This is a genomic window from Alteraurantiacibacter aestuarii, assembly GCF_009827405.1.
GTDB lineage: Bacteria > Pseudomonadota > Alphaproteobacteria > Sphingomonadales > Sphingomonadaceae > Alteraurantiacibacter > Alteraurantiacibacter aestuarii.
Genome location: NZ_WTYY01000005.1, coordinates 67230 through 90530, shown reverse-complemented (window position 1 = coordinate 90530; position 23301 = coordinate 67230). Strand labels below are relative to the sequence as shown.

Here is a 23301-nt window from a genome sequence, read left to right as displayed (position 1 = left end):
TCGCGGTTCAGGCCGCGCTTGCTATTGCGCGTCCCATGATGAAGACTCACGTCTTCAGAACAAGGTCGCATCCGGGTGTGCAGCCCGGATCTACAGAGAGAAATACCATGTCCATATTCAGCAAGCTTACGCGCGGTTTGAAGCTGGCAGCGGTGCCGCTGATGCTGGGTGCGCTGGCCGCATGCGCCACCCCTTTCCGCGCCGACGTATCGCGCTTTCAATCACAACTTCCCGCCCCGCAGGGCCAGACCTTCGCGGTTGTGGCGGATGATCCGGCGCTGGCCGGCGGGCTGGAGTTCGCACTCTATGCCGATCAGGTCGAGGCCCAGATGGCCGCGCTGGGATACACCCAGGCCGCATCTCCCGAACAGGCCACGCTGCTGGTGCGTTTCGATTACGGGGTGGATAACGGGCGCGAGCGCGTTCGCTCGTCAGGCCTGCGCTATCGCGATCCCTTCTACAGCCCGTGGTACAGCTATTCACCGATCATCTACCGTGACCGGACCGGTCAGGCGCGCGTGGCCTATGTGCCCAATCGCCACTGGGGTTACGGCTTTCAGGACGATCTATTCGGTCGCTCCGACGTGGAAAGCTACACCATCTTCACCAGCGGCATTGAGCTGAAGATCGACGATGGCCAGACGGGTGAACGCCTGTTCGAAGGCAGTGCAGAGGCGGTTTCGACCACCGACCGGCTGCAATATCTGGTGCCCAATCTGATCGAGGCGATGTTTACCGATTTCCCCGGCAATTCGGGTGAGACGGTGCGCATCTCCATCGCGCCGGAAGACCAGCCGGTGCGCCGCGACAGCCGCGACTAGACAAACCAGACACCAGACTTCGGAGCATGGCTCCGGGGACGTCGGGCGGGCCTTCCTCTCCTTTTCGGGGCGGCAGGCCCGCCTTTTTTGTGGCCGCCTTTTCTTTCCGGGCCATTTGCGTCAATCTGCGCGCCAATGGGAAATGGGGAGAGAATGCGATGCGTATGATTCTGGTCGCTGCAGCGGCAATGGCACTGATGTCCTGCGGGGAGGCGGCAGAGCAGCCCGCAGCCGATGAGCAGGTCAGCTATCCCGGCGTGCCCGAGGAACAGGCTGCGCAAATTCGCGCGGCAGGCCAGGTGATCGATCCGGCCAGCTTCGATATCTTTGCCCCGCTGGTGCCCGCACCGCCTTATGACGATGTCTCGATTGCCGAGAATGTCGCCTATGGCAGCGATCCCGCGCAGATCCTCGACGTCTATACGCTCAACGCTGCGGCAGAGGGTGAGCGGCGTCCCGTGCTGCTGTATGTCCACGGCGGCGGCTTTGTCGGCGGCAGCAAGGTGGGTGCTTACTACCCGCAAAGCGCCACCGCATGGGCCGCGCGCAATGGCATGGTGGGCGTGAACATCGATTATCGCCTCGCCCCCGCCGCCGCCTTCCCCGCCGCGCGCAATGATCTGGCCGCCGCGATTCAGTGGGTGCGCGACAATATCGCCCAATATGGCGGCGATCCGGACAATATCGTGCTGTGGGGCCATTCGGCAGGGGCCGACCATGTGGCCGACTATGTCCAGCATACGGATTTACAGGGCGCGGAGGCTGCATCCGTCAAGGGAGCGCTGCTGCTGTCTCCCGCCTATGCGGCGGAAATGGCCGCAGAACCGCATGCCTATTATGGCACCGATGCATCATTGCAGACGATGGGGCCGGTGATCGATCGACTGGGTGCCAGCACCATTCCGCTGATGCTGGGCTATGCCGAATATGACCCGGACATGTTCCACACATTCGCTGAAGCCGCGCAGCAGCGGCTGTGCGCGGTGGACAGCGACACCAATTGCCCGATGGTGCTGATGCTGAAGGACCACAACCACATGACCGAAGGCGCAAGCATCGGTTCGGTTGACGAGAGCCTTTCCGGCCCGTTCCTGGCGTGGATGCGGGGGCTTTCCTGAGCCTTGCCTAAAGCGACGCGTGGCCGCCGGTGGACCCAAAGCCACCGGCGCCGCGTGCGGTATCGTCCAGTTCGTCAACTTCCTCCCAGCGCGCCAGCGTGACGGGGGAAACGACCAGCTGGGCGATGCGGTCACCGCGCTGGATGGTGAAATTGTCATCCGAATGGTTGATCAGGATCACCTTCACTTCACCGCGATAATCGGAGTCCACCGTGCCCGGCGTATTGGGGACGGTAATGCCATGCTTTAGCGCAAGGCCCGATCTTGGGCGCACCTGAATCTCGTAACCCGATGGAATGGCGACGGCGAAACCGGTGGCGACGGCGTGGCGCGTGCCGGGGCGCAGGATCACGCCCTCTGCGGCCAGCACATCCATGCCCGCCGCGCCTTGCGTGGCGTAGGCCGGCATATCCAGCCCGTGGCTGTGCGGCAGGCGCTTGATGCGCACGGGGACGCGCTCAGTCATGGGCGTTCAGGTGGTCGGCGATTCTCTCGACCAGTTTCCATGCCACATCCATCTTGCTCATCTGATCCCAATCCTCGACCTTGCGTTCACGGATAATGTGGACCTTGTTTTCGGTCCCGCCCATCACATCGCCAGACACATCGTTGGCAACAATCCAGTCCACGCCCTTGCTCTTGCGCTTCTTGCGCGCATTCTCGACCACGTTCTCCGTCTCGGCGGCAAAGCCGATCAGCAGGTCGGGCCGCTTGGAACTGGCGGAAACCATCGCCAGAATATCGGGGTTTTCGGTGAGCATCAGCGAAGGCGGAGCCGATCCACGCTTCTTGATCTTCTCACCCTGATAATCCCTGGTCCGCCAGTCCGCCACGGCAGCGACCATGATCGCGCAGTCGGCGGGCAGCGCCTTCTTGACCGCCGCAGCCATGTCTTCGGCGCTTTCCACATCGATGCGGTCGACGCCGGGCGGGGTGTCGAGATGGACCGGGCCTGCCACCAGCGTGACGCGCGCACCGGCAGCCGCAGCCGCTTCGGCAATAGCGAAGCCCTGCCGTCCTGAAGAGCGATTGGCGAGATAGCGCACCGGATCGATCGGCTCATGCGTCGGGCCGGCGGTAATCAGCACATGCTTGCCATAGAGCGGGCGGTGGGCCGGATCTTCGTCGAACGCAGGCTGGCCATCAAGCGGGTCTGCCATGCTTTTGGCCAGCGCGCCGACCGGGGCAGCAGCGTCTTCCCCATCGAAAGGCTGCGGCGCGGCCTGGCGGGCGTTGACCTCGTGATTGATGGCTTCGCGGTCTGTCGGCGGAGCGGCGGCGGCGGCGCCCTTTCTGGCCAGCACCGGGCCGCCCGCGCTCAGGTCAGGCTCGGGCAGGTCGGGGCCGATATAAGGCTCGCCATCGTCCAGCTCGGCCGCTTCGGGCAGGTCCGCCATATCCTCGTAAGTGGTTTCGTCATCCTCGATCCGGCGCGGGGTGGAGCGCTGGATGAGCGATCCGATCAATCCGCCCAGACCGCCGGTCTTGGCGGGAGTAGGAGCATAGCCGAGATTGTCCTCCTCGTCATCCTCGTCCTCGACCTCGGCCTCGGCCATCTTGCGCAGGTAATCGGCGATCTGTTCATGGCCCGCATCGCCGGGGTCCAGCCCCAGCATGTCGGCGATTTCCAGCCACACCATTTCCGGGTCGGGGAGGCGGCCGGGGCCAAATTCGCCGCAGGCCATTTCGCCCTCGTCAGGCTGCATCACCCGCACACCGGCATCGATCAGCCAGGCGATGTTGCGCTGCGTCGCTTCATGTTCCCACATGCGCACGTTCATGGCCGGAACAGCCAGCACGGGCTTGTCTGTCGCAAGGATCAGCGTGGTGCCCAGATCATCGGCAATGCCCGCCGCCATCTTGGCCATCAGGTCCGCCGTGGCCGGGCACACCACCACCAGGTCGGCCTCCCGGCTGAGCTGGATATGGCCGATCTCAGCCTCATTCTTCAGGTCCCACAGCGAGGTGTGGACCTGGTTGCCGGACAGGGCGGCGAGGCTCATCGGCGTGACGAATTGCGAGCCGCCATTGGTCAGCACGCAGGTGACATCGGCCCCACCCTTGCGGATGAGACGCACCAGTTCGCACGATTTGTAGGCGGCAATTCCTCCGCCCACGACCAAGAGCACCCGTGGGTTAGCCATGAATTCTTCCCGGTCCTCCCGGTGGTTCTGTTTCGGCAGCAAGCCTAGCTTTGGTATCCTGCCAAGACCAGCTTTGCCGCACGATGGTTAAGATTAGCTTGTTTGCTTCCCTGTTGCACGCGCGCCTGTTGCACGCTGCACCAGCTCCACCAATGCGCGCGGCACGAATGCCAGCCCCGCCGCATAGGCGGGCAGCAGCAGCAGCACCCAGTAGAAATTGTTGGTCCGCGCGAACAGTGACAGGGCAATGCCAAAACCGATGAACCACAGCGAGGCAAACAGCCCCAGCCTGCCGCCCAGCGCTATCCAGCCCAGCAGCGCAATCAGCGCGATCGGCGCCGCCAGCGGAACCGGCAGGAACAGCAAGGGCGTGAGCTTGGCCATGGCCAGCAGGCCCATTTGCGGCCCATTGAACGCAGCCCAGCCGGGCGACGCCAGATCGCCGGGCATGGCGTGGGCGGCAACGCCCTGCGCGTGGAAAAACAGGGCGATGACAAAGGCGAGGATCACACCGGCAATGGCCAGCGCCTCCGCCCACTTCCTTTGCCACAGCGTGAATGCGCCCCACAGCATGACGAACGGCAACGCCAGTTCGCGCACGGCCAGCGCCAACGCCGCCAGGATCAGGCTGGGCCACCAGCGCTGCGGGCGGTACAGCCCCAGTGACAGCGTCAGCAGCAGCCCGGCCACAAGTTCGTGGAACACCATGGCGCGCGCGTCATAGGCCCCTGCTCCGCTGAGGAACAGCACCACCACCGCGCCCGCCCGTTCCGCCATGGTTGCAAGCGGGGTGAATGCGGACAGCCAGATCAGCACCATGCCTATCAGCAGGACGGTGGCGATCACCCGCCAGCTCTTGGCATTCAGCTGGCCATCGATCCACGCCAGCGTGGGCAGGCGCACGGTGACGAACGGCCTGGTGGGATAATTGTGCTCGCGCTGTTCCGCCATCGCGGCGGCATAGTAGTTCTCACCATCATGAAACCGCTCATGAATGCGCGCATAGAGCTCCAGATCGCCAATGCGCTCACCGGTCTTGGCGGCAATGCGGGCATCATCGGCGCGTCCCAGATCGCCCGTTGCCCAGCTTGCCCAGCCCAGCGCCAGCACCAGCGCCAGCAACACGCCCATTGCAGCTCTGGGGGATAGATGTTGCAGCGGCCGCCCCAGCGAACACCACCAGCCAACAGGATCGCGCCAGATCGTCGTCATCATCATCGTGTGCCCCACCCCGCGCTGCGGCTCAATTGCCCCGCGCCGAATTCCACAGCGATGTGACGCTGCGCGGCAGGAAGGAAAGGCCAACAAACCACGCCGGGGTGACCATCAGCGCCCAGTAGAAGTTGTTGTCACGCCCAGCGATCATGAACAGCAGGCCATAGCCGGTAAACAGCAGCAGGCCGAACAGCCCCATGTCGCTTTTCCACCCGGCCCAGCCCAGCAGCGGCAGAAGCGCCAGCGGCGCGGCAATCACACCGGGCAGCAGGTAGAGCGGGCTCGACAGGATGATGCTGGACGTCCAGCCACCCAGCCCGCGAAACACCAGCCATGCAGGAGATGCAGGATCGGAATCGGAAATCAGCGGGTTCACCTGCGCCAGATGCACGCCATGGCCGATCAGGAACAGAAGCACCAGTCCGCCCCATGCGGCGGCCTCCCGCCAGTCACGCCGCCAGCCGGCCAGCGCGCCCATAAGCAGTACGAAAGGCAGCGCATGTTCGCGGATCGCCAGCGCCAGGGCAGCGGCAAGCCATGCCCAGTGCCAGTGCCTGCGCCGGTAAAGGCCAAAGGACAGCGCCAGCAGAACGCCCGCCCACACCTCGTGCAGCACCAGATATTGCGCCTTGAAGCCGACACCTGTGCCGATCACCAGCAGCAGCAGCGATATCGTGCGATGCTCCTCTCCGCCCGGTTCATCGCCCAGCCGCCGCCACCAGACCACCAGCGTCAGAATGCCCAGCAGCACCGCCAGCACGATCAGCCCACCGGTGCCGACCAAAGCGGTGATGAAGGCCAGCGTGGGCAGGCGCACGGTAAAGCCGGGCCGCACGGGAAAATCGCGCGCGCGCTGTTCCTCAACCGCCACCTGGTAGTAATTCTCACCCGCGGCAACGCGCTCGGCAATCCGGTGATAGAGTTGCAGATCGTTGTCGCCCTGCGTGGTGGAGGCGGCTGGCGCGGTCGAAACGGTCTGTGACGTTGAGACCGGGGCAGATGATACAGGCGCTGTCTCGCTGCCCGCATCAGACCTGTCGGTCAGTGCCGCCACAACCAGCAGCAGGGCAAAACCGATCAGCACCAGCATGGCCGCGCCCGGCGCCCAATGGGCAAAGCGGTCCCAGGCCAGCGCCCTTCCGCCTAGCCCCACTCTCCTGCCACGCTGCCTGCCTAGCCCAGCCATCCTGCCATGCTCCCCGCCCAGACCAGCGCGCCGCCCACGGCAGCGGCCAGCAGGTAACCCGGCCAGACGCGGCTGGCGCTGGCCCGGCGTTCCCACACCAGTTCGATATCGGGCAGAGGCGGCGGTTCGGGTGCGCCGCCCTTGGGCGGATATTGCTCCTCCAGCCGCCGTATCAGCGCGGGGATGCGCAGCAGGGTTTCGCCGTCCTGCCTGATCCGGTCTGCCAGCGCGGCCTCCGGCCCCAGCTCATCGCGGATCCAGTTCTTCACGAACGGGCCGGAAACGTCCCACATGTTGATCTGCGGATCGAGCTGGGTGGCGATCCCCTCCACCATCACCATGGTCTTTTGCAGCAGCAGCAGGTGCGGCTGGGTCTGCATGTCGAAATCGCGGGTGATGGCGAACAAGCCGTCCAGCATCTGGCCCACGGAAAGCTCGCTCACCGGCTTGCCGCGCATCGGTTCGCCCACGGCGCGCAGGGCGGTCGCGAACTCATCGACAGAGTGATAGCTGGGCACATATTGCGCCTCGAAATGGATCTCTGCCACGCGTTTGTAATTGCCGGTGGTCAGGCCGTACAGAATCTCCGCCAGCCATTGCCGGGCGCGCCGGTCGATCCGGCCCATGATCCCAAAATCGATGGCCACGATGGCCCCGTCCGCGCGCACGAACAGATTGCCCTGGTGCATGTCTGCGTGGAAGAATCCGGCGCTGATCGCCTGCGTCAGGAAGGCCAGCACCAGCCGCCGCGCGATATCGGGCAGGTCATGACCGGCAGCGCGCAATTCATCGACATTGCTGATCTTGACCCCGTCGATCCATTCGATCGTCAGCACGCGGCCATTGGTACGGTCCCAGTCGATAGCGGGAGTGCGATAATCGGGGATACCGCGCATGGCATCGTCCAGCTCGGATGCCGATGCGGCCTCGCGCCGCAGGTCCAGCTCGCGATTGGTCCAACGCTTGAAGTTGGCAATGGTCAGCCGCGGACGCAGGCGCGTGGCCTCTCCGCCCAGCGCCTCCAGATGGGCAGCAGCCCATTCATAGGTGGCGATATCGCGCTCAAAACGCTCGCGAATGCCGGGGCGCAGCACCTTGATGGCCACGGTGCGGCCTTCTTTCGTCACCGCCTTGTGCACCTGCGCGATCGAGGCCGCGCCCACCGGATCTGGATCAATGGAGGAGAACAGCGAGGACACCGGCGCTTCGAAGCTCGATTCAATCTGCTTTTCGATGGCGGCATAGGGAACGGGAGGGAGTGAATCCTGAAGGCTGAGCAGATTGCGCGCGGCATCCTCACCAACCAGATCGGGCCGGGTGGCCAGCGTCTGGCCCAGCTTGATCGCGGCGGGACCGATGGCCTGGAAGGCCGCGGCATAATCGGGAACCCGCGGCTGGCGCGTGCCGAAGCGGGCAATGCGCACCAGTCGGCGGACCTGCGGCGGCGTGTTGGGATCAGCCTCGATCCCGCGCAGCGCGCCATGCCTTGCCAGTGTGCGGCCCCATTTCAGCAGCCGCCAGATATGCGTTGAAGGTCTGGTCACGCGGCTTACGCTTTCCACCCCGAATGGATCGCCACCAGCCCGCCCATGATCGGCTCCACTCTGGTTCTCACGAAGCCTGCATCGCGGATCATCCGTTCGAACTCGGGCATTGGCGGGAAGCGGCGGATCGATTCGATCAGATAGCGATAGCTTTCCTCGTCACCCGCCACGATCTTGCCGATCTGCGGCACCAGTCTGTGCGAATAGAAATCATACGCCTCTTTCATGCCTGGCCAGGTCATGGTGGAGAATTCCAGGCAGTAGAAGCGCCCGCCATATTTCAGCACGCGATATGCTTCGGCCAGCGCGCGGTCGATATGGGTCACGTTGCGAATACCGAAGGCGATTGTGTAGGCATCGAACTGCTTGTCGATATAGGTCAGCTGCTCGGCGTTCTGGCATGACCAGACGAGGCCATCGATCCCGCGCTGCATGGCGCGTTCCACGCCCACATCCAGCATGTCCTGATTGATATCGGCCACCACCACTTCGGCGCCCCGGTCAGCCATGCGAAAGGCGATGTCGCCAGTGCCGCCGGCCATATCCAGAATCGCCTCGCCCGGCTGCGGCTTGACGCGGCTGACGAAGCGGTCCTTCCACAAACGGTGCATGCCGCCGGACATGGCATCGTTCATGATGTCATATTTGGCCGCGACATTGGAAAACACCGCGCCCACGCGCCGGGTCTTCTCTACCGGATCGACATTCTCATAGCCGAAGGAGACTTCTTCACTCATGGGCACCAAACTCTTTCATTGCGTGTGGCGCCTTAAGGGGAATTGCCGCGCAATCAAAGGGTGATAAAGGCTGGGGCCATGCCAGAACTGCCTGAAGTCGAAACAACCGTGCGCGGGCTGGCGCGCTTCCTTGATGGGGAACGGATCACGCGCGTGGCCCTGAACCGTCCGGACATGCGCTTCCCCTTTCCGCAAGGTCTGGTGCAATCGCTGACCGGGGCGCGCGTCTCTTCGCTGGGTCGGCGCGCCAAATACGGGCTGATCCATACGGACCGTGACAGCACGCTGATCTTCCACCTGGGCATGAGCGGGCGCTGGCGGATCGATCCTGAAACCCCCGACAAGCATGACCATATGGTGATCGAGACCGCAGGCCACAGCTTTGCCCTGTGCGATCCGCGCCGGTTCGGATTTGTCGATCTGGTGCAGACGCCGCAGCTGGACAGGTGGCCGGCCTTTGCCTCCATGGGGCCCGAGCCACTGGGCGCCGACCTGACGGCGCAGCACCTGCGATCCGCCATCAAGGGCCGCAAGCAGGCGATCAAGCTGCTGCTGCTCGATCAGAAAGTGGTGGCGGGCCTTGGCAATATATATGTGTGCGAGGCGCTGTTCATGGCCGGGATCGATCCGCGCAAGGCAGGCGGGCGAATCTACCTTCCCGCGCTGGAGCGGCTGGTGGTCGCCATTCGCGATGTGCTGACCCGCTCGATTGCCGATGGCGGCTCCACCTTGCGCGATTATGCCCGGCCCGACGGGCAGCTGGGCTACTTCGCCACGCGCTTCAGCGTCTATGGGCGGGAGAATCAGTCCTGCATGCGCTGCGAGGGTGGAATCATCCGCCGGATCGTGCAAGGAGGGCGCAGCACCTGGTTCTGCCCGGAATGCCAGTCGTAAGCGATTACTTGACGATTCGCAGGGGCGCGGCTAATGCGCGCGCTTTCCGGCGGCTTTCCGCCGTTCCAGCAGTTTTAACATTTAAGAATAATCCGGTCGCTGCTGCGGCCCGAGACAAGGACGAACATGGCCAATACGCTGCAAGCCAAGAAGCGCATCCGTCGCAATGACAAGCGCGCCGAAATCAACGGTGCCCGCATGAGCCGCATCCGCTCCTTCGTGAAGAAGGTGGAAACCGCCTGCACCGAAGGCGACAAGCAGGCTGCCGAAATCGCTCTCAAGCATGCCCAGCCTGAACTGGCGCGCGGTGTTGCTCGCGGCGTGCTCCACAAGAACACCGCATCGCGCAAGCTGAGTCGCCTGACCAAGCGAGTCGCAGCGATCTGATTCGCTTCGCCTGACGGCGAATTGCAGGAACGAAATTGGAACGGGGCTGGTGGTTTTTCCACCGGCCCTTTTCGCATCTGCAGCATGCGCGACCTTTGCAACGCAACAAGTGCAGGGAAACCCGCGATTCGCGAGACTGTCACAAATCTATCGTGCGAAAACAATGCGTTGAATGGTTCTCTGCGGGTCAGAGCCGAGTCAACCGCATAAATTAAATTTTTTTGACAGTGCGCCTCTTGCCCATCGCGCAGCAGTCTTCATAACTGAAATCCGGTTGGGACCGATGCGTCCCGATTTTTTATAGCCGAGCCAGCATTGGAGCTCCGGTGGTCCGTTTATGCGGATTCCCGGACCGGGGAAGTTGTGTCTCCGATCCTGGTTCGTGGGGGAAGCAGCTGGGCAGGCCTTCGGATAGGGAAGAGCGGATAATGATTCGAGTTGGACCGCATGCCGGACGTGATGTTCCGGGCAAGCGCGATGAAGTTGAGGACAAGATGGAAGAGCGCGAAGCACTGGATCTCGCCGCGGACTGGGCTGACATCAGCCAGGGTCTGCGCAAGGACCTGGGCAACCAGCTTTTCACGCAGTGGATTCGTCCGATCCAGCTTGGCAGTTTCAACAAGGAAACCGGCACGCTGGAACTGTTCCTGCCCACCGATTTTTCCGCAAACTGGGTGCTGGACCGATTCCATGACCGGCTTTCGCTGGCGTGGAAGATTGCCCGCAGCGAAGTGCGCCACGTTGCCATCAAGGTCCATCCCGGTCGCCGCAAGCTGGCTGATCTGGACCTGCGCGGCGATGATGGCTTTGGCCACCGTGCTGCCAATGATGCCACGCTGGCGATGGAATCGATCGGCGATGATGGCTTCACCTCCAGCGTCGGCCTCGATCCGTCGCTGACCTTTGCCGCCTTCGTCACCGGTTCCACCAACGTGCTCGCCAAGAATGCGGCGGAGCGCATGGCCAAGACCGAGAAGCCGCAGTTCAGCCCGCTCTACCTCAAGGCCGCCACCGGCCAGGGCAAGACGCACCTGATGCACGCCATCGGCCATTCCTATATGCAGGCGCACCCGCGGGCGCGGATCTTCTATTGCAGCGCAGAGCGCTTCATGGTCGAATTCGTGCAGGCGCTGAAGTCGAACGAGATGATCGAGTTCAAGGCCCGGCTGCGCGGTTTCGACCTGCTGCTGGTGGACGATATACAGTTCATCATCGGCAAGGCTTCCGCGCAGGAGGAGCTTCTCTACACGATCGACGCGCTGCTGGCCGAGGGCAAGCGTCTGGTGTTTGCCGCCGACCGCGCGCCGCAGGCACTGGACGGCGTTGAACCGCGCCTGCTCAGCCGCCTGTCGATGGGGCTGGTGGCTGACATCCAGTCCGCCGACATCGAACTGCGCCGCCTGATCCTGGAGAGCAAGCTGACCCGCTTTGCCCCGCTGGACGTGCCCGGCGACGTGATCGATTTCCTCGCCCGCACGATCAACCGCAATGTGCGCGAACTGGTGGGCGGCCTGAACAAGCTGATCGCCTATGCCCAGCTGACCGGTCAGGAAGTGACCTTGCAGCTGGCCGAGGAACAGCTGACCGATATCCTCTCGGCCAACCGCCGCCGGATCACGATTGACGAGATCCAGCGCACGGTTTGCCAGTTCTACCGCATCGATCGCAGCGAGATGTCATCCAAGCGCCGCGCCCGCGCGGTGGTGCGTCCGCGCCAGGTGGCGATGTATCTGGCCAAGGTGCTGACGCCGCGCTCCTATCCGGAAATCGGCCGCAAGTTCGGTGGCCGCGATCATTCCACGGTGATTCACGCCGTGCGCCTGATCGAGGACCTGCGCACCCGCGATGCCGATATGGACGGTGACGTGCGCAGCCTGCTGCGCCAGTTGGAAAGCTGATTTTATTTGAGCCTCAGGCGCCGGCAGCCGCATCCGCGGCTTTGGCTTACGCGCCATAAGGCGCGGCGGCCGGTCGGCCTTGCGGGACCTCGCGGTCCCGTCTGTGTTCACAGAATTTCCACAAACCTGCCAACATGTGCACCGCCCGGGACTTGTCCCGGCGCGGTGCACAGGCTTGTGCGCAGCCTGTCCACAGCTCTGCCCACAGTCATGTGCACAAGCGCGCATAAGCCCCGAAGGTGACAAAGGTGACACGCTGTCACCTTGATGGTGCGAAGTTAATCGTTGTATTTCCAATATCTTATTTGAAATCAAACAAGGTGACACCTGGCCGGGACCGCGCACAAAATCTGCCGCACGCATAGGCAAGTTCCACCTGTTTCAAAGAGCTGGCGCCCTGCTTGCACGGTCCACAATCTGTAGGAAAGGCGTGAACAGCTTTACCGCGCGGCTTTTGCGGCTAGGGATGCTGCGATGGATCAACCGCCTGTCCACATGTCTCCCGAACGGCTTTCCCGCTTCGCGCGCCATATCGTGCTGCCCGAAGTGGGCGGCTCAGGACAGGCCGCGCTGGCGGCAAGTCATGTGCTGCTGCTGGGCCTTGGCGGCATCGGCGCGCCAGCGCTGCAATATCTGGCCGCCGCCGGGATCGGCACGCTGACGCTGGTGGATGACGACGTGGTCGATATCAGCAACCTGCAACGCCAGACCATCTACACCACGCGCGACATTGGCCACGGCAAGGCAGTGGCCGCGCGCCGCTGGGTGAGCAATTTCGATGAGAAGCTGGCGGTCACCATTTCCGACCGCCGCGTAACGCCGCAAACCGCGCCGGACCTGCTCGAAGGCGTGGACCTGGTGCTGGACGGGACCGACAATTTCGCCACCCGCCTCGCCGTGTCCGATGCCTGCGTGGCCGAGCGCGTGCCGCTGCTGTCCGCCGCCGTGGGACGGTTTCAGGGACAGGTTGGCGCCTTTGCCGGGCACATGGTCTCCAGCCCGTGCTATCGCTGCTATGTCGGCGATGCCTTCGATGCCGAGGATTGCGACACCTGCGCCGAAGACGGCATGCTGGGCGCGATGGCTGGCTGGACCGCCAGCTTCGCCGCCATGCAGGCCATCCGCATCCTCATCGCCGGCACCGGCGGCATGGGCGAGCCAGGGTGGGGCAAGCTTCACCTGATGGACGGGCTGAAACCCGAAATGCGCACGATGAGAATCGCCAAGGACCCCGGCTGCAAGGCCTGCGGGAGCGGCGCTGGCTGATGGGCCGTGCGGGCAAAACCGCAAGGCTGGTTTACGAAGGAACTTGCGATGGATTTTGACGACCAGCTGCGGCGCTATTTCGCCACCGATGACCTGATGAGCGTCACCCCCGATGTGCTTGCGTCCGGGATCGAGCACATGCGCGTCGATTTCGGTCTGGCACAGGATGGTGAGCGGCGTTTTGCGCTGTGGGCGATGCTGCACATGTTCGGCGCCGCGCCCGATCTGGACGTGGCGTTCGATAATGAGGAAGACCGCAACAGCGCCCGCAACCTGATGGAATTGCTGGAGCGTGCTGCGCCCGAGTGACGCGCGCTACTCTGTTGGCGACACCTTTACCGAAACCACTTCAATAGCATCTTCCCTGCCGCCGAATGGCAGGAACTCCCCGGCCTCGGCACCGATCAGCGCGCGCGCCAGCGGGGCGGAAAAGGATATCAGGCCCTGCGCCGGATCGGCCTCGTCATCGCCCACCAGTTGCAGGGTGTTTTCCTTGCCGTTGAGCCTGAACGTCACCGTGGTGCCGAATTCCACCGTCTCGCCGCTGGCAGCAGGGACCACTTCGGCGGTGATCTGCCGCGTCTGCCAGTACCGCAGGTCTCGCTTGAGCGCCTTTACCGTCGTCTCATCGCCGCCCGGCACCAGCTGCGCTTCCAGATCGGCCACCCGCTGCGCAATCAGCGCCAGCCCGCGCGCAGTCACCAGATTGGGACCGGTGGGGATGGGAATCTCGAACTTGGGTTCAAGATGTTCCTCATCGCCTTCCCGGCGAAAGGCCACGCTCATCTGGTTTCTCTCAATCGCGGACCGTTCATCTGCAAATCTCCATGCGTCTTTCCCTCTTTGCCCATCCGCCGCCCAATGCACAACGGCCCTGCCACCACCCTGCCGCCACCCTGCCGCCGCTGTGAATGCGCCGCGGATTGACTCTGGCAAAAAGCACGCTGACACTCACGCCAAAGCCGCAACCGGGAAGAGGGCGAACCAGCACATGCCATTTGCAACCGTTGATACCATTACCGATATCGCTGCCGAGCGGTGGGAGAAGGGCGCCAGGGACCCGCGGCTGGGCCAGCTGATGGCATCGCTGATCCGCCACCTGCACGCTTTCGCGCGCGAGAATGAGCTGACCGAGGGCGAATGGTTCGAGGCGACCGAATTCCTCAGCCGCGTGGGGCAGATGTCCAATGACAAGCGCAAGGAATTCATCCTGCTGTCGGATACGCTGGGCCTGTCCATGCTGGTCACGCTGATGAACAACCAGGTGGGCGATGCCGCCACCAAGCCGACCTTGCTCGGCCCGTTCTATATTCCGGACTCGCCCGAGATCCCCTTTGGCGAACGGCTTCCCGGCATCGCCGACGAAGATGGCGCGCCGCTGTTCGTGCAGGGGCGAGTGAGCGATCAGGACGGCCGCCCGCTGGCGGGCGCGGTGCTGGATGTGTGGCAGAACGATCAGGAAGGCATTTACGAGGCGCAGCTGATCGGCAGCGATGCGCGCCACCGCGGGCTGGTGGCCACGCGGGCAGACGGATCATATCTGTTCCGCACGGTTGCGCCGGTGGATTATGCGATCCCGGTGGACGGCCCGGTGGGCGATCTGATCGCCCGGACCACGATCAGCGAATTTCGCCCCGCGCATATCCATTTCATCGTCCGCGCCGATGGCTGCAAGCCGCTGACCACCCACGTGTTCGACAGCACCTCACCGAAGATCGAGAGCGATGTGGTGTTCGGCACACGGCCTGAACTGGTCGTCGATCTGGTGGATCATCCCGCTGGCACCGCCCCCAATGGAGAGGCGGTGGACCGACCATTCAAGGTGCTGACGCTGGACTTTGTGCTGGAAGGCCAGTGAGCAGCGAAAAGGAGTGAGCGGCGAAAAGGAGTGAGCAGCGCAACGGCGCGACCGGCCAGGGCAGATCGGCCAGGCGGATCAGCTAGTCGGCGGAACTGTCAAAAACGGTGGTTCCATCGGCGGCCCTTGCTGCGGCACCGACCACGATGGCGATGGTGCCATCAGGTGCAATTTCCACCCGGTAATCCCTCAGCCCGGCATCGCGCGCGGCTGAAATGGCACGCTGCACATCCACTTGCGTGAACACACCTTGGCCTTGCGCGCACCCCACTTCGGGTTGTTTGTCTTTGTTCGGCATAAGCTCGAAGCCTGGCGTATCGCCCAAACGCGCCAGCAATTGCGTTTCCCGCAATGCCTGTGACCTGATCTGAATCCGCGCAATGCGCGTATCGTCCCTGTCGACCCGATTGGCGATAGCCCCGGCACCCCCCAGTTTGCGGCCTGCCGTTATTTCGGCATGGCACGCGACCCATCCTCAATTTCGAACATGGACCCCGGCTCCAGAGGGCGCAAGACGATTCTGCGACGTTTTGAGACAATTTGCGACATTTATGACGTTGCCGCCCTCACACAGCAGGCACAGACGCGCCATTGGATCCCAGTGAGAAGTATTCGCAACAACCCCCAATGGATATTCACCGCAAATCGGATAGCGAACAGGCTGCGGTCCTTGGACTGGTTGACGGCCTGCGTCCGGCAATCGAACGCCATGACCGCGCGGAAGTGGTCGGCATCATCGCAAAATTGCTGGCTCTGCGCGCACCGATGGGTGAGCAGTGGCTGGCGCTGGCGAAGCTGGCGGGCGACCGCGGGGAGATCACCAGCGCGCGCGCGGCGCTGGAGCTGTTCGTCGATTTTTCCGGGCGCAGCGCCATGGCGCTGTACCAGCAGGCCGCCGTGCTGGCGCAGCTGGGCCTGTGGAACGATGCGCGCGCGATCCTGAGCGCCCTGCCCGCTGGTCAGCCCGAACCGGCGGCGCTGGCGCACAGCAGCGGCACCGCCGCGCTGGCCGTGGGTGACACGGCAGAGGCCCGCCGCATGTTGGAGGAAGCGACCCGACTGCGCCCCGCTTCCGGCCCCACCTGGCATTCGCTGTCGACCATGATCGACTATGTACAGGAGCCGCAGGAGGCGGACCGGCTGCTGGCGGCGGAGCGGCAGATGGCCTTCGCCTCGCAGACCGACTTCGGGATTTACCTCTATGCGCTGGGCAAGATGCACGCCGACCGCGGCGAGCATGAACGCGCCTTCGCGGCATTTTCGCGCGGGGCACGGCTGACCCGTCCGGCGGGCGGCTATGACCCGGATCGCGACAGCCGGATCGCCCGCGATGCCATCGACGGATATGACCCCCGGCGCATGGCGCAGATCGCCGCGCAGCAGGGCGAGCCGACCGGGCGCACGATCTTCGTCACCGGCCTGCCGCGATCGGGCACCACGCTGGTGGAACAGATCCTCACCGCCCACAGCGAGGTTGCAGACGGCGGGGAGATCAACCGGCTGGGCCTGCTGGCAAGCGACATGGGCGGCAATTCATTCGAAGCGCTGGAGCGCCATGTGGCACGGGAAGGCGCGCCCGCCCTCGCCCGGCTGTGGGACCACTGGCTGGCAGAGCGGTTCGGGGCGCAAGGCCGCATCGTCGACAAGACCATCGGCACCAGCCGCCTGCTGGGCATTGCTGCATCGCTGTTGCCGCAGGCACCGCTGGTCTGGCTGCGGCGTGACCCGCTGGACTGCGCATGGTCGTGCTTCCGCACGCGCTTCAACGGGTCCTATCCGTGGAGCCATGACCTGGAGGACATCGCCCATCATTTCGCGCTGGAGGACGCCTTGTTGCGCCAGTGGCAGGACCTGCTGGGCGACCGGCTGCTGGTGATGGATTACGAAACGCTGGTGAGTGAGCCTGCCACCGCCATCGCGCGCCTGCTGGCGCATTGCGATCTGGCGCCGGAAAGCCAGGCCTTCGCTCCGCATGAAAACCGCCACGTGGTCGCCACCAGCAGCGTGATGCAGGTGCGCCAGCCGATCAGTCGCAGCGCCATCGGCTCAGCGCAGCCCTATGCGCAGTTCCTCACGCCCTTCAGCGATGCCTATTACGGCAAGGGCGCGCCCAGCAGCTGATCGACCCATGCGGGCACCAGTTCGCTCGCCATACCCAGCCGCGTTTCATCGAACAGGCGGCTGCCCAGACTTTCTTCCAGGTTCAGCTCCAGCGTTCGCGCGCCGCTGGCGCTGGCCTGCTGCACAAACCCCGCCGCCGGATAGACCGCGCCCGATGTGCCGATGGAAACGAACAGGTCCGCGCGCGCGATGGCGGCGAAAATCTCCTCCATGCGATAGGGCATTTCACCAAACCACACGATATCGGGCCGCATCGCCACCTGCCCGCAGGCCGGGCATGGCGGACCATCGCTGAGCGTGCCTGTCCAGTGGTGGCGCGCATCGCAGGCAACACACCACACGCTCAGCGCCTCGCCATGCATGTGCAGCACACGGGCCGCACCGCCGCGCTCATGCAGATCATCGATGTTCTGGGTGACGATCAGCAACTCGCCCTTCCATTGCGCATCGAGCCGTCCCAGCGCCAGATGCGCGGCGTTGGGACTGGCCCCGCGCACATTCGCCCGCCGCTCATCGTAAAAGCGCTGCACAAGGCCGGGATCATGGGCGAAGCCTTGCGGCGTGGCCACCTGCTCCACCGGATGATCCTCCCACAATCCATCCTCCGCGCGAAAGGTGCGCAGGCCGGATTCGGCGCTGATCCCCGCGCCGGTCAGGATCACGATGTTGCCGATTTCGTTCATTGCCCTCACCTGCTGTCACCCTGAACTTGTTTCAGGGTCCATTTCGTCCCATGCACTATGGAGTGTGCGGTCGAATGGATGCTGAAACAAGTTCAGCATGACGAAATGGGGAAAGACGTGGCCAGAATTGGAATCATCGGCAGCGAGGGGCGCATGGGCCATGTGCTGTTGGAAGCCATTGCGGCGGCCGGACATGAATGTGCCGGCGGCGTGGACAGGGGCGACGATGTGGCCAACCTGGCCGATGCCAGCGATGTGCTGGTGGATTTCTCCGTGCCCGGCGCGCTGAAGGACAACCTCCACGCGGCGATTGGTGCGGGCATTCCGATATTGATCGGCACCACCGGCATATCTGGCGAACATCATCTGGCGATAGACAATGCCGCGCGCGCGATTGCCGTGCTGCAAACCGGCAATACCTCGCTGGGCGTGACGCTGCTGTCGCATCTGGTGGCAGAGGCGGCGGCGCGGCTGGGCACGGACTGGGATATCGAAATTGTCGAGATGCATCACCGCAACAAGGTGGATGCGCCATCGGGCACCGCCATCCTGCTGGGCGAAGCCGCAGCGGCAGCGCGCGGGATAGACCTCGCCAGCCACACAGAAAGCGGGCGGGACGGCCACACCGGCGCGCGCAAGCCCGGCGCAATCGGCTTTGCGGCCCTTCGCGGCGGCACGGTGGCGGGCGAGCATTCGGTGATCCTGGCAGGCGATCAGGAGCGCATCACCCTGTCCCACAGCGCCGAAAACCGCGCCATCTTCGCCAATGGCGCCATCAGGGGTGCCGACTGGCTGATCGGCAGGGATGCGGGCCGCTATACCATGCAGGACGTGCTCGGCATTTGACCCTCAGCAGATGACCAGGGACCAGATCTTCGAATTCTTCCGCCGTCTGGCCGAGGAAAATCCCGCGCCCGAGACCGAGCTGGAATATGGCAATGCCTTTCAGCTGGTGGTGGCCGTGGCGCTGAGCGCACAATCCACCGATGTTGGCGTCAACAAGGCCACGCGGGAGCTGTTTGCCAGGGTGAAGACTCCGCAGCAGATGCTCGACCTGGGGGAGGAGGGGCTGAAGGAGCACATCAAGACCATCGGCCTGTTCAATTCCAAGGCGAAGAACGTGATCGCCATGTCGCGGTTGCTGGTGGACGAATATGGCGGCGAAGTGCCCGGCACGCTTGAAGACCTTGTCCGCCTGCCCGGTGTGGGCCGCAAGACCGCCAACGTCGTCCTCAATTGCTGGTTTGGGCAGGAAACCTTTGCGGTCGACACCCATATCTTCCGCGTGGGCAACCGCACGGGCCTGGCCAAGGGCAAGACTCCCGAAGCGGTGGAAGCCAAGCTGGAAAAACGCGTGCCCCAACCGTTTCGCCTGCACGCGCACCACTGGCTGATTCTGCACGGAAGGTATATATGCAAGGCGCGGACGCCGGAGTGCTGGCGCTGCAATGTGGCGGACCTGTGCAGTTTCAGGAACAAGGTACTGGAACAGCCGCGCAAGTGATCCGCTTCATTCAATGAGTGACCGGGAGAACAATAATGCTCAAAAACCCCCTCCGACCTGCCCTGGCGCTTGGTGTGCTGCTGCCGCTGGCCGCCTGCTCCGCCCAGATGGACCGCGAACAGCAAGTCCGCGCTCCGCAGGCCACAGCCGTTGGCGAAGCTGTAAGCTGCGTCACGCTGAGCCAGATCGATCGCACCGTCGTGCATGACGATTACACGATCGATTTCGTGATGCTGGACAACACCCGCTATCGCAACACGCTGCCCGCGCGGTGCCATACGCTGGGCATCGAAAAGCGCATTGCCTACACCGCCACCACCGGCCGCCTGTGCAGCCAGGATACGATCGACGTGATCAATCCCGATGGTGCGCGCGTAACCACCTGCGGGCTGGGTACATTCCTGCCGGTCGAGCTGGCAGCGGGCAACTAGGTCCCCACGGTTTCCGAACTCGTCGCGGCGATTACCTGCGCCGCGACGAGATCACCCACCACGTTGAGCGTGGTGCGGCACATGTCGAGGAAGCGGTCCACGCCCAGGATCAGGCCGATACCTTCGGGCGGCACGCCAACGCCGGCCAATATGAGCGCGATCACCGGCAGCGATCCGCCGGGCACGCCCGCCGTACCGATGCCCGCCAGAATGCACACCACCATCACGAAGATCTGATCGCTCAGCCCCAGCTCCACGCCGAAGAACTGCGCCAGGAACAGCACCGTCACGCCTTCGAACATGGCGGTGCCGTTCTGGTTGGCGGTGGCGCCGATGGTGAGCACGAAGCGGGCGATCCGGCGCGGCAGTTTCAGCTCGGTATCGGCCACCCGCAGCGCGGTGGGCAGAGTGGCGTTGGAACTGGCGGTGGAGAAAGCCATCAGGCTCGCCTCACGCGTTTCCTTGAAGAAGGCGACGGGGCTTTTCCTGGCCACGAATTTCAGCAGCAGCGGGAACACGCCGAACATCTGCAGGCCCAGCGCCAGCAGCACCACCGCCACGAAAGCCGCCAGCTTGAACAGCAGGTCCCAGCCGAACTGCGCGGACAGGTTGAACATGAAGCAGAAGATGGCAATCGGCGCCAGCTGGATGACGATGCCGATCAGCTTCATCGCCACTTCGAAAATACCCTCTATCGCGTCCTTCAGCACTTCTGTGCGCGTGGTCTGCACCAGCAGCATGCCGATGCCGAAGAACAGCGCGAAGAACATAACCGCCAGAATATCGTTGCTCGACATGGCCGAGATGATGTTGCTGGGCACGATATTGATCAGCTGGTTCACACCCGCATCGCTGTTGGCCGATGCCTCGACAATGCTGGCAGCGCCGCCCGCACCCTGTGCCAGCAGGTCTGCCGCGGCTGCGGGGTCCACGCCGTCTCCCGGACGGATCAGGTTCACCAGCGCGATGGAGATCGCCACCGCGATGCTGGAGACGATGATGGTATAGACCAGCGTGCGAATGCCGATCTGCTTGAGCGCGCGAATCTCGCCCATTTCGGCAATGCCCACCACCAGAGCGCTGAACAGCAGCGGGATCACCAGCATGAACAGCAGCCGCAGGAAAACCTGTCCGATGGGGCCGGTGACATATGTCACCACGGTGTTCACCCAGTCTGCGCCGGGCGCGAATGTATAGGTCAGCAGGCCCGCTGTGAGGCCGGCGATGAAGCCGATCAAGATGCGCAATTGCAGTTTGCCATGCCCGATGGGCGCAGCTTCGCGGGCGATATCTTCGGCTTCGGCTGTCATCGCTATCCCCCCTTCAGCGCATCTGTGACGACGCGCCGATAGATCCTCACCAGCGCGTCCAGATCATCCAGCGCCACTGCTTCATCGGTCTTATGCATGGTTGCGTTGACAAGGCCAAATTCGATCACCGGGCACAGGTCCTTCAGGAAGCGCGCATCGGAGGTGCCGCCACTGGTGGATGCTTCGGGGACGATGCCGATCTCGGCCTCTACCGCCTTGGCGATAAGCTGCGAGAATTCACCCGGCGGGGTCAGGAAAGCCTCTCCTGAAACGATTGGCAACGCCCGTCCGCCATGTTTTCCGGCAATGGTGCACACACGCTCGGACAGTTCCGCGCCTGTATGCAAATCGTTGAAACGAATGGAAATCCGTGCCTTGGCCATCGCCGGAATGACATTGTGTGCGCGGTTGGTGGCATCGATCTCGGTTATTTCCAGATTGCTCGGCTGGAACCAGTCGGTCCCCTCATCCAGCACCAGCGCATCCAGTTCGGCCAGCATGGCGATCATCGGCGGCAGCGGGTTGCGGGCCAGGTGCGGATAGGCGACGTGGCCCTGCACGCCTTCCACTTCCAGCAGGATGTTGACCGATCCGCGCCGGCCGATCTTCATCGTATCGCCCAGCCGGTTGACGCTGGTGGGTTCGCCCACCAGGCACAGGTCCGGAATATCTCCGCGCTCACGCATCAGATCGATCAGCGCGCGCGTGCCGTTGAGCGCCGGGCCTTCCTCGTCCCCGGTGATGATCAGGCTGATGGTGCCGGCATCTGCGGGAATATCGACCAGCGCCGCCAGCATGCAGGCGATCGACCCCTTCATGTCCACCGCGCCGCGCCCGTACAGCAGGCCGCCGCGAATTTCAGGAGCAAAGGCATCGGAGGCCCAGCCCGCGCCGGGCGGCACCACATCGACATGGCCGGCAAAGGCGAAGTGGCGCGATCCGGTGGGCCCGCGGCGGATGGCGAACAGGTTCTCCACCGGCGCCTCGTCACTGCCTTCCGGTCCCTCGCCTGCCAGGAAGCGGACGACTTCGAAGCCGAGCGGCTCCAGCATCTGCTGCATGAGGTCAAACACCGCGCCGGTGGCGGGGGTCACACTGTCACAGGCGATCAGCGCGTGCGCGATCTGTGCCGGATTGCTGGAGTTGATCATGGCGCATGCGCTATACCAGAGCCGCGCAGCTTTCCAGACAGGGAGGAAGAAATGCCCAAGCCTGATCTTGAAGCGGTCCCGCCCACAGACGGCACGCCCTGTTGATCCGCCCGGACGGTCGCACTGAGATCAGGCGTCAGAAAATCAGGCGTCCACTGGCACTTCGAAGGCGGAGATCGTCCATTCTTCCGCTTCGGCGGCGGCAATCCACGCCTGCATCCATTCATGCTCCCAGATCGCCTGCATATAGGCCTGGGCAAAGCCGGGCACGCCAATGCCATAGGTGATGAAGCGGCTGACGATAGGGGCGTAGAAGATGTCCGCTGCGCCAAATGTGCCGAACAGGAACGGGCCACCCTTGCCAAAACGCGCGCGCGCCTCTGCCCACAGGCCCAGAATGCGAATGATGTCCGCCTTGGCGTCATCGGTCAGCTCAATGGGTATCGAGCGGCGGATATTCATCGGACACAGACGCCGCAGCGGCAAGTAGGAGGAGTGCATTTCGGCCACCATGGCACGGGCCATGCCGCGCGCTGCGTCATCCTTGGGCCAGAAGCGGTCGCGGCCGACCTTGTCTGCCAGATATTCCATGATCGCCATGGAATCCCACACCACCACGTCGCCATCCCACAGCACCGGCACCTTGCCCGCCGAAGGCTGGAATTCATCCTGCTGGCGCTTCATCGCCTGCCAGTCATCGCCATCGATATGAACCGTCAGTTCCTCGAAGGAGATGCCCGATTGCTTGGCAGCCAGCCATCCGCGCAAGGACCAGCTGGAGTAATTCTTGTTACCGATGATCAGCTTCATGTGGGGTCCCTGTCTGCCTTGGCGCAGCCCTAGGGATTCAGACAAAGCCTGTCGAGCCTGAACAGATGTGAAGCCGGTGTTAGGCACCTTGATTCAGCATGCTCACTCATCTCGCCGTTGTCAGGGGTTTGTTTACCATCGTGTTGCTAAGGAAACCCATCCACAGCGGCGAATGCGCCGGAAAAATGGTGAACGAGGGTCGTGCATATGCCGACAAGCAAGG

24 protein-coding genes are annotated in these 23301 nt (G+C 63.6%); 12 read left to right on the top strand and 12 right to left on the bottom strand.

What is annotated here, in order from left to right:
• The first annotated feature begins 107 nt into the window (after positions 1 to 107).
• Positions 108 to 821: a DUF4136 domain-containing protein gene (locus GRI32_RS10285; RefSeq protein ID WP_160591940.1), complete on the top strand. Its 714-nt coding sequence runs from the start codon at positions 108 to 110 to the stop codon at positions 819 to 821.
• 158 nt (positions 822 to 979) lie between these two features.
• Complete coding sequence (locus GRI32_RS10280; RefSeq protein WP_160591938.1) at positions 980 to 1939, top strand: alpha/beta hydrolase; 960 nt, start codon at positions 980 to 982, stop codon at positions 1937 to 1939.
• Between the two features lie 7 nt (positions 1940 to 1946).
• On the opposite strand, the gene dut is transcribed toward GRI32_RS10280, so the two are convergent.
• The 6 genes from dut to GRI32_RS10250 form a co-directional block, all read right to left on the bottom strand.
• A complete protein-coding gene (gene dut, locus GRI32_RS10275; RefSeq protein WP_160591936.1) occupies positions 1947 to 2405 on the bottom strand; it encodes a dUTP diphosphatase in 459 nt (152 codons plus the stop codon).
• Complete coding sequence (locus GRI32_RS10270; RefSeq protein ID WP_160591934.1) at positions 2398 to 4083, bottom strand: bifunctional phosphopantothenoylcysteine decarboxylase/phosphopantothenate synthase; 1686 nt, start codon at positions 4081 to 4083, stop codon at positions 2398 to 2400. Before GRI32_RS10270 ends, dut begins: the two co-directional genes overlap by 8 nt.
• Positions 4084 to 4176: 93 nt before the next feature.
• A complete protein-coding gene (locus GRI32_RS10265) occupies positions 4177 to 5301 on the bottom strand; it encodes a hypothetical protein (protein ID WP_160591932.1) in 1125 nt (374 codons plus the stop codon).
• Between the two features lie 25 nt (positions 5302 to 5326).
• Entirely contained in the window at positions 5327 to 6451 is a 1125-nt protein-coding gene (locus GRI32_RS10260) for a hypothetical protein (protein ID WP_237437512.1), read from the bottom strand.
• A gap of 20 nt (positions 6452 to 6471) precedes the next feature.
• Positions 6472 to 8028, bottom strand: coding sequence for a 2-polyprenylphenol 6-hydroxylase (gene ubiB, locus GRI32_RS10255; protein WP_160591928.1), 1557 nt, complete (start codon positions 8026 to 8028; stop codon positions 6472 to 6474).
• A gap of 5 nt (positions 8029 to 8033) precedes the next feature.
• On the bottom strand, positions 8034 to 8765 hold the full coding sequence (locus tag GRI32_RS10250; RefSeq protein ID WP_160591926.1) for a class I SAM-dependent methyltransferase: 732 nt from the start codon (positions 8763 to 8765) through the stop codon (positions 8034 to 8036).
• A 78-nt stretch (positions 8766 to 8843) separates the two neighbouring features.
• On the opposite strand from GRI32_RS10250, the gene mutM reads away from it, so the two are divergent.
• The 5 genes from mutM (at position 8844) to GRI32_RS10225 (ending at position 13519) form a co-directional block, all read left to right on the top strand.
• A complete protein-coding gene (gene mutM / locus GRI32_RS10245; RefSeq protein WP_160591924.1) occupies positions 8844 to 9659 on the top strand; it encodes a bifunctional DNA-formamidopyrimidine glycosylase/DNA-(apurinic or apyrimidinic site) lyase in 816 nt (271 codons plus the stop codon).
• A 126-nt stretch (positions 9660 to 9785) separates the two neighbouring features.
• Positions 9786 to 10046, top strand: a complete 261-nt coding sequence (rpsT, locus tag GRI32_RS10240; RefSeq protein ID WP_160591922.1) for a 30S ribosomal protein S20 — start codon at positions 9786 to 9788, stop codon at positions 10044 to 10046.
• Between the two features lie 494 nt (positions 10047 to 10540).
• Complete coding sequence (dnaA, locus tag GRI32_RS10235) at positions 10541 to 11944, top strand: chromosomal replication initiator protein DnaA (protein WP_237437526.1); 1404 nt, start codon at positions 10541 to 10543, stop codon at positions 11942 to 11944.
• Between the two features lie 474 nt (positions 11945 to 12418).
• Positions 12419 to 13210 (top strand): HesA/MoeB/ThiF family protein, encoded by a 792-nt coding sequence (locus GRI32_RS10230; protein WP_160591919.1) that lies wholly within the window; start codon positions 12419 to 12421, stop codon positions 13208 to 13210.
• Between the two features lie 48 nt (positions 13211 to 13258).
• Entirely contained in the window at positions 13259 to 13519 is a 261-nt protein-coding gene (locus tag GRI32_RS10225; RefSeq protein ID WP_160591917.1) for a hypothetical protein, read from the top strand.
• Between the two features lie 6 nt (positions 13520 to 13525).
• Here the strand turns inward: GRI32_RS10225 and GRI32_RS10220 are convergent, their stop codons facing one another.
• Complete coding sequence (locus GRI32_RS10220; protein ID WP_160591915.1) at positions 13526 to 13996, bottom strand: GreA/GreB family elongation factor; 471 nt, start codon at positions 13994 to 13996, stop codon at positions 13526 to 13528.
• Between the two features lie 205 nt (positions 13997 to 14201).
• Here GRI32_RS10220 and GRI32_RS10215 point away from each other — a divergent pair, with 205 nt between their 5' ends.
• Positions 14202 to 15068, top strand: coding sequence for a dioxygenase family protein (locus GRI32_RS10215; protein ID WP_160591913.1), 867 nt, complete (start codon positions 14202 to 14204; stop codon positions 15066 to 15068).
• Positions 15069 to 15150: 82 nt separating this feature from the next.
• On the opposite strand, the gene GRI32_RS10210 is transcribed toward GRI32_RS10215, so the two are convergent.
• Positions 15151 to 15420 carry a hypothetical protein gene (locus tag GRI32_RS10210; RefSeq protein ID WP_202386034.1) on the bottom strand — a complete coding sequence of 90 codons (270 nt, stop codon included), beginning with the start codon at positions 15418 to 15420 and terminating at the stop codon, positions 15151 to 15153.
• A 275-nt stretch (positions 15421 to 15695) separates the two neighbouring features.
• Here GRI32_RS10210 and GRI32_RS10205 point away from each other — a divergent pair, with 275 nt between their 5' ends.
• Positions 15696 to 17189, top strand: coding sequence for a tetratricopeptide repeat-containing sulfotransferase family protein (locus tag GRI32_RS10205; protein ID WP_160591912.1), 1494 nt, complete (start codon positions 15696 to 15698; stop codon positions 17187 to 17189).
• On the opposite strand, the gene GRI32_RS10200 is transcribed toward GRI32_RS10205, so the two are convergent.
• Positions 17162 to 17872, bottom strand: a complete 711-nt coding sequence (locus tag GRI32_RS10200) for an NAD-dependent deacylase (RefSeq protein WP_160591910.1) — start codon at positions 17870 to 17872, stop codon at positions 17162 to 17164. The genes GRI32_RS10205 and GRI32_RS10200 overlap by 28 nt on opposite strands.
• A 117-nt stretch (positions 17873 to 17989) precedes the next feature.
• Between GRI32_RS10200 and dapB the strand changes: the two genes are divergently transcribed.
• The 3 genes from dapB to GRI32_RS10185 are packed head-to-tail and all read left to right on the top strand — an operon-like array spanning position 17990 to position 19807.
• On the top strand, positions 17990 to 18718 hold the full coding sequence (dapB, locus tag GRI32_RS10195) for a 4-hydroxy-tetrahydrodipicolinate reductase (protein WP_160592071.1): 729 nt from the start codon (positions 17990 to 17992) through the stop codon (positions 18716 to 18718).
• A 10-nt stretch (positions 18719 to 18728) separates the two neighbouring features.
• The gene (gene nth, locus GRI32_RS10190) at positions 18729 to 19376 is read left to right on the top strand and encodes an endonuclease III (protein ID WP_160591908.1); all 648 of its coding nucleotides are present in this window, start codon (positions 18729 to 18731) and stop codon (positions 19374 to 19376) included.
• Positions 19377 to 19411: 35 nt separating this feature from the next.
• Positions 19412 to 19807 carry a DUF6491 family protein gene (locus tag GRI32_RS10185; RefSeq protein WP_160591906.1) on the top strand — a complete coding sequence of 132 codons (396 nt, stop codon included), beginning with the start codon at positions 19412 to 19414 and terminating at the stop codon, positions 19805 to 19807.
• Here GRI32_RS10185 and GRI32_RS10180 read toward each other — a convergent pair.
• The 3 genes from GRI32_RS10180 to GRI32_RS10170 form a co-directional block, all read right to left on the bottom strand.
• The gene (locus GRI32_RS10180) at positions 19804 to 21117 is read right to left on the bottom strand and encodes a dicarboxylate/amino acid:cation symporter (RefSeq protein ID WP_160591904.1); all 1314 of its coding nucleotides are present in this window, start codon (positions 21115 to 21117) and stop codon (positions 19804 to 19806) included. The two genes, GRI32_RS10185 and GRI32_RS10180, sit on opposite strands and share 4 nt — an antisense overlap.
• Before the next feature lie 2 nt (positions 21118 to 21119).
• On the bottom strand, positions 21120 to 22268 hold the full coding sequence (dapE, locus tag GRI32_RS10175; RefSeq protein ID WP_160591902.1) for a succinyl-diaminopimelate desuccinylase: 1149 nt from the start codon (positions 22266 to 22268) through the stop codon (positions 21120 to 21122).
• A gap of 144 nt (positions 22269 to 22412) precedes the next feature.
• The gene (locus GRI32_RS10170; RefSeq protein ID WP_160591900.1) at positions 22413 to 23078 is read right to left on the bottom strand and encodes a glutathione S-transferase family protein; all 666 of its coding nucleotides are present in this window, start codon (positions 23076 to 23078) and stop codon (positions 22413 to 22415) included.
• Between the last annotated feature and the right edge of the window lie 223 nt (positions 23079 to 23301).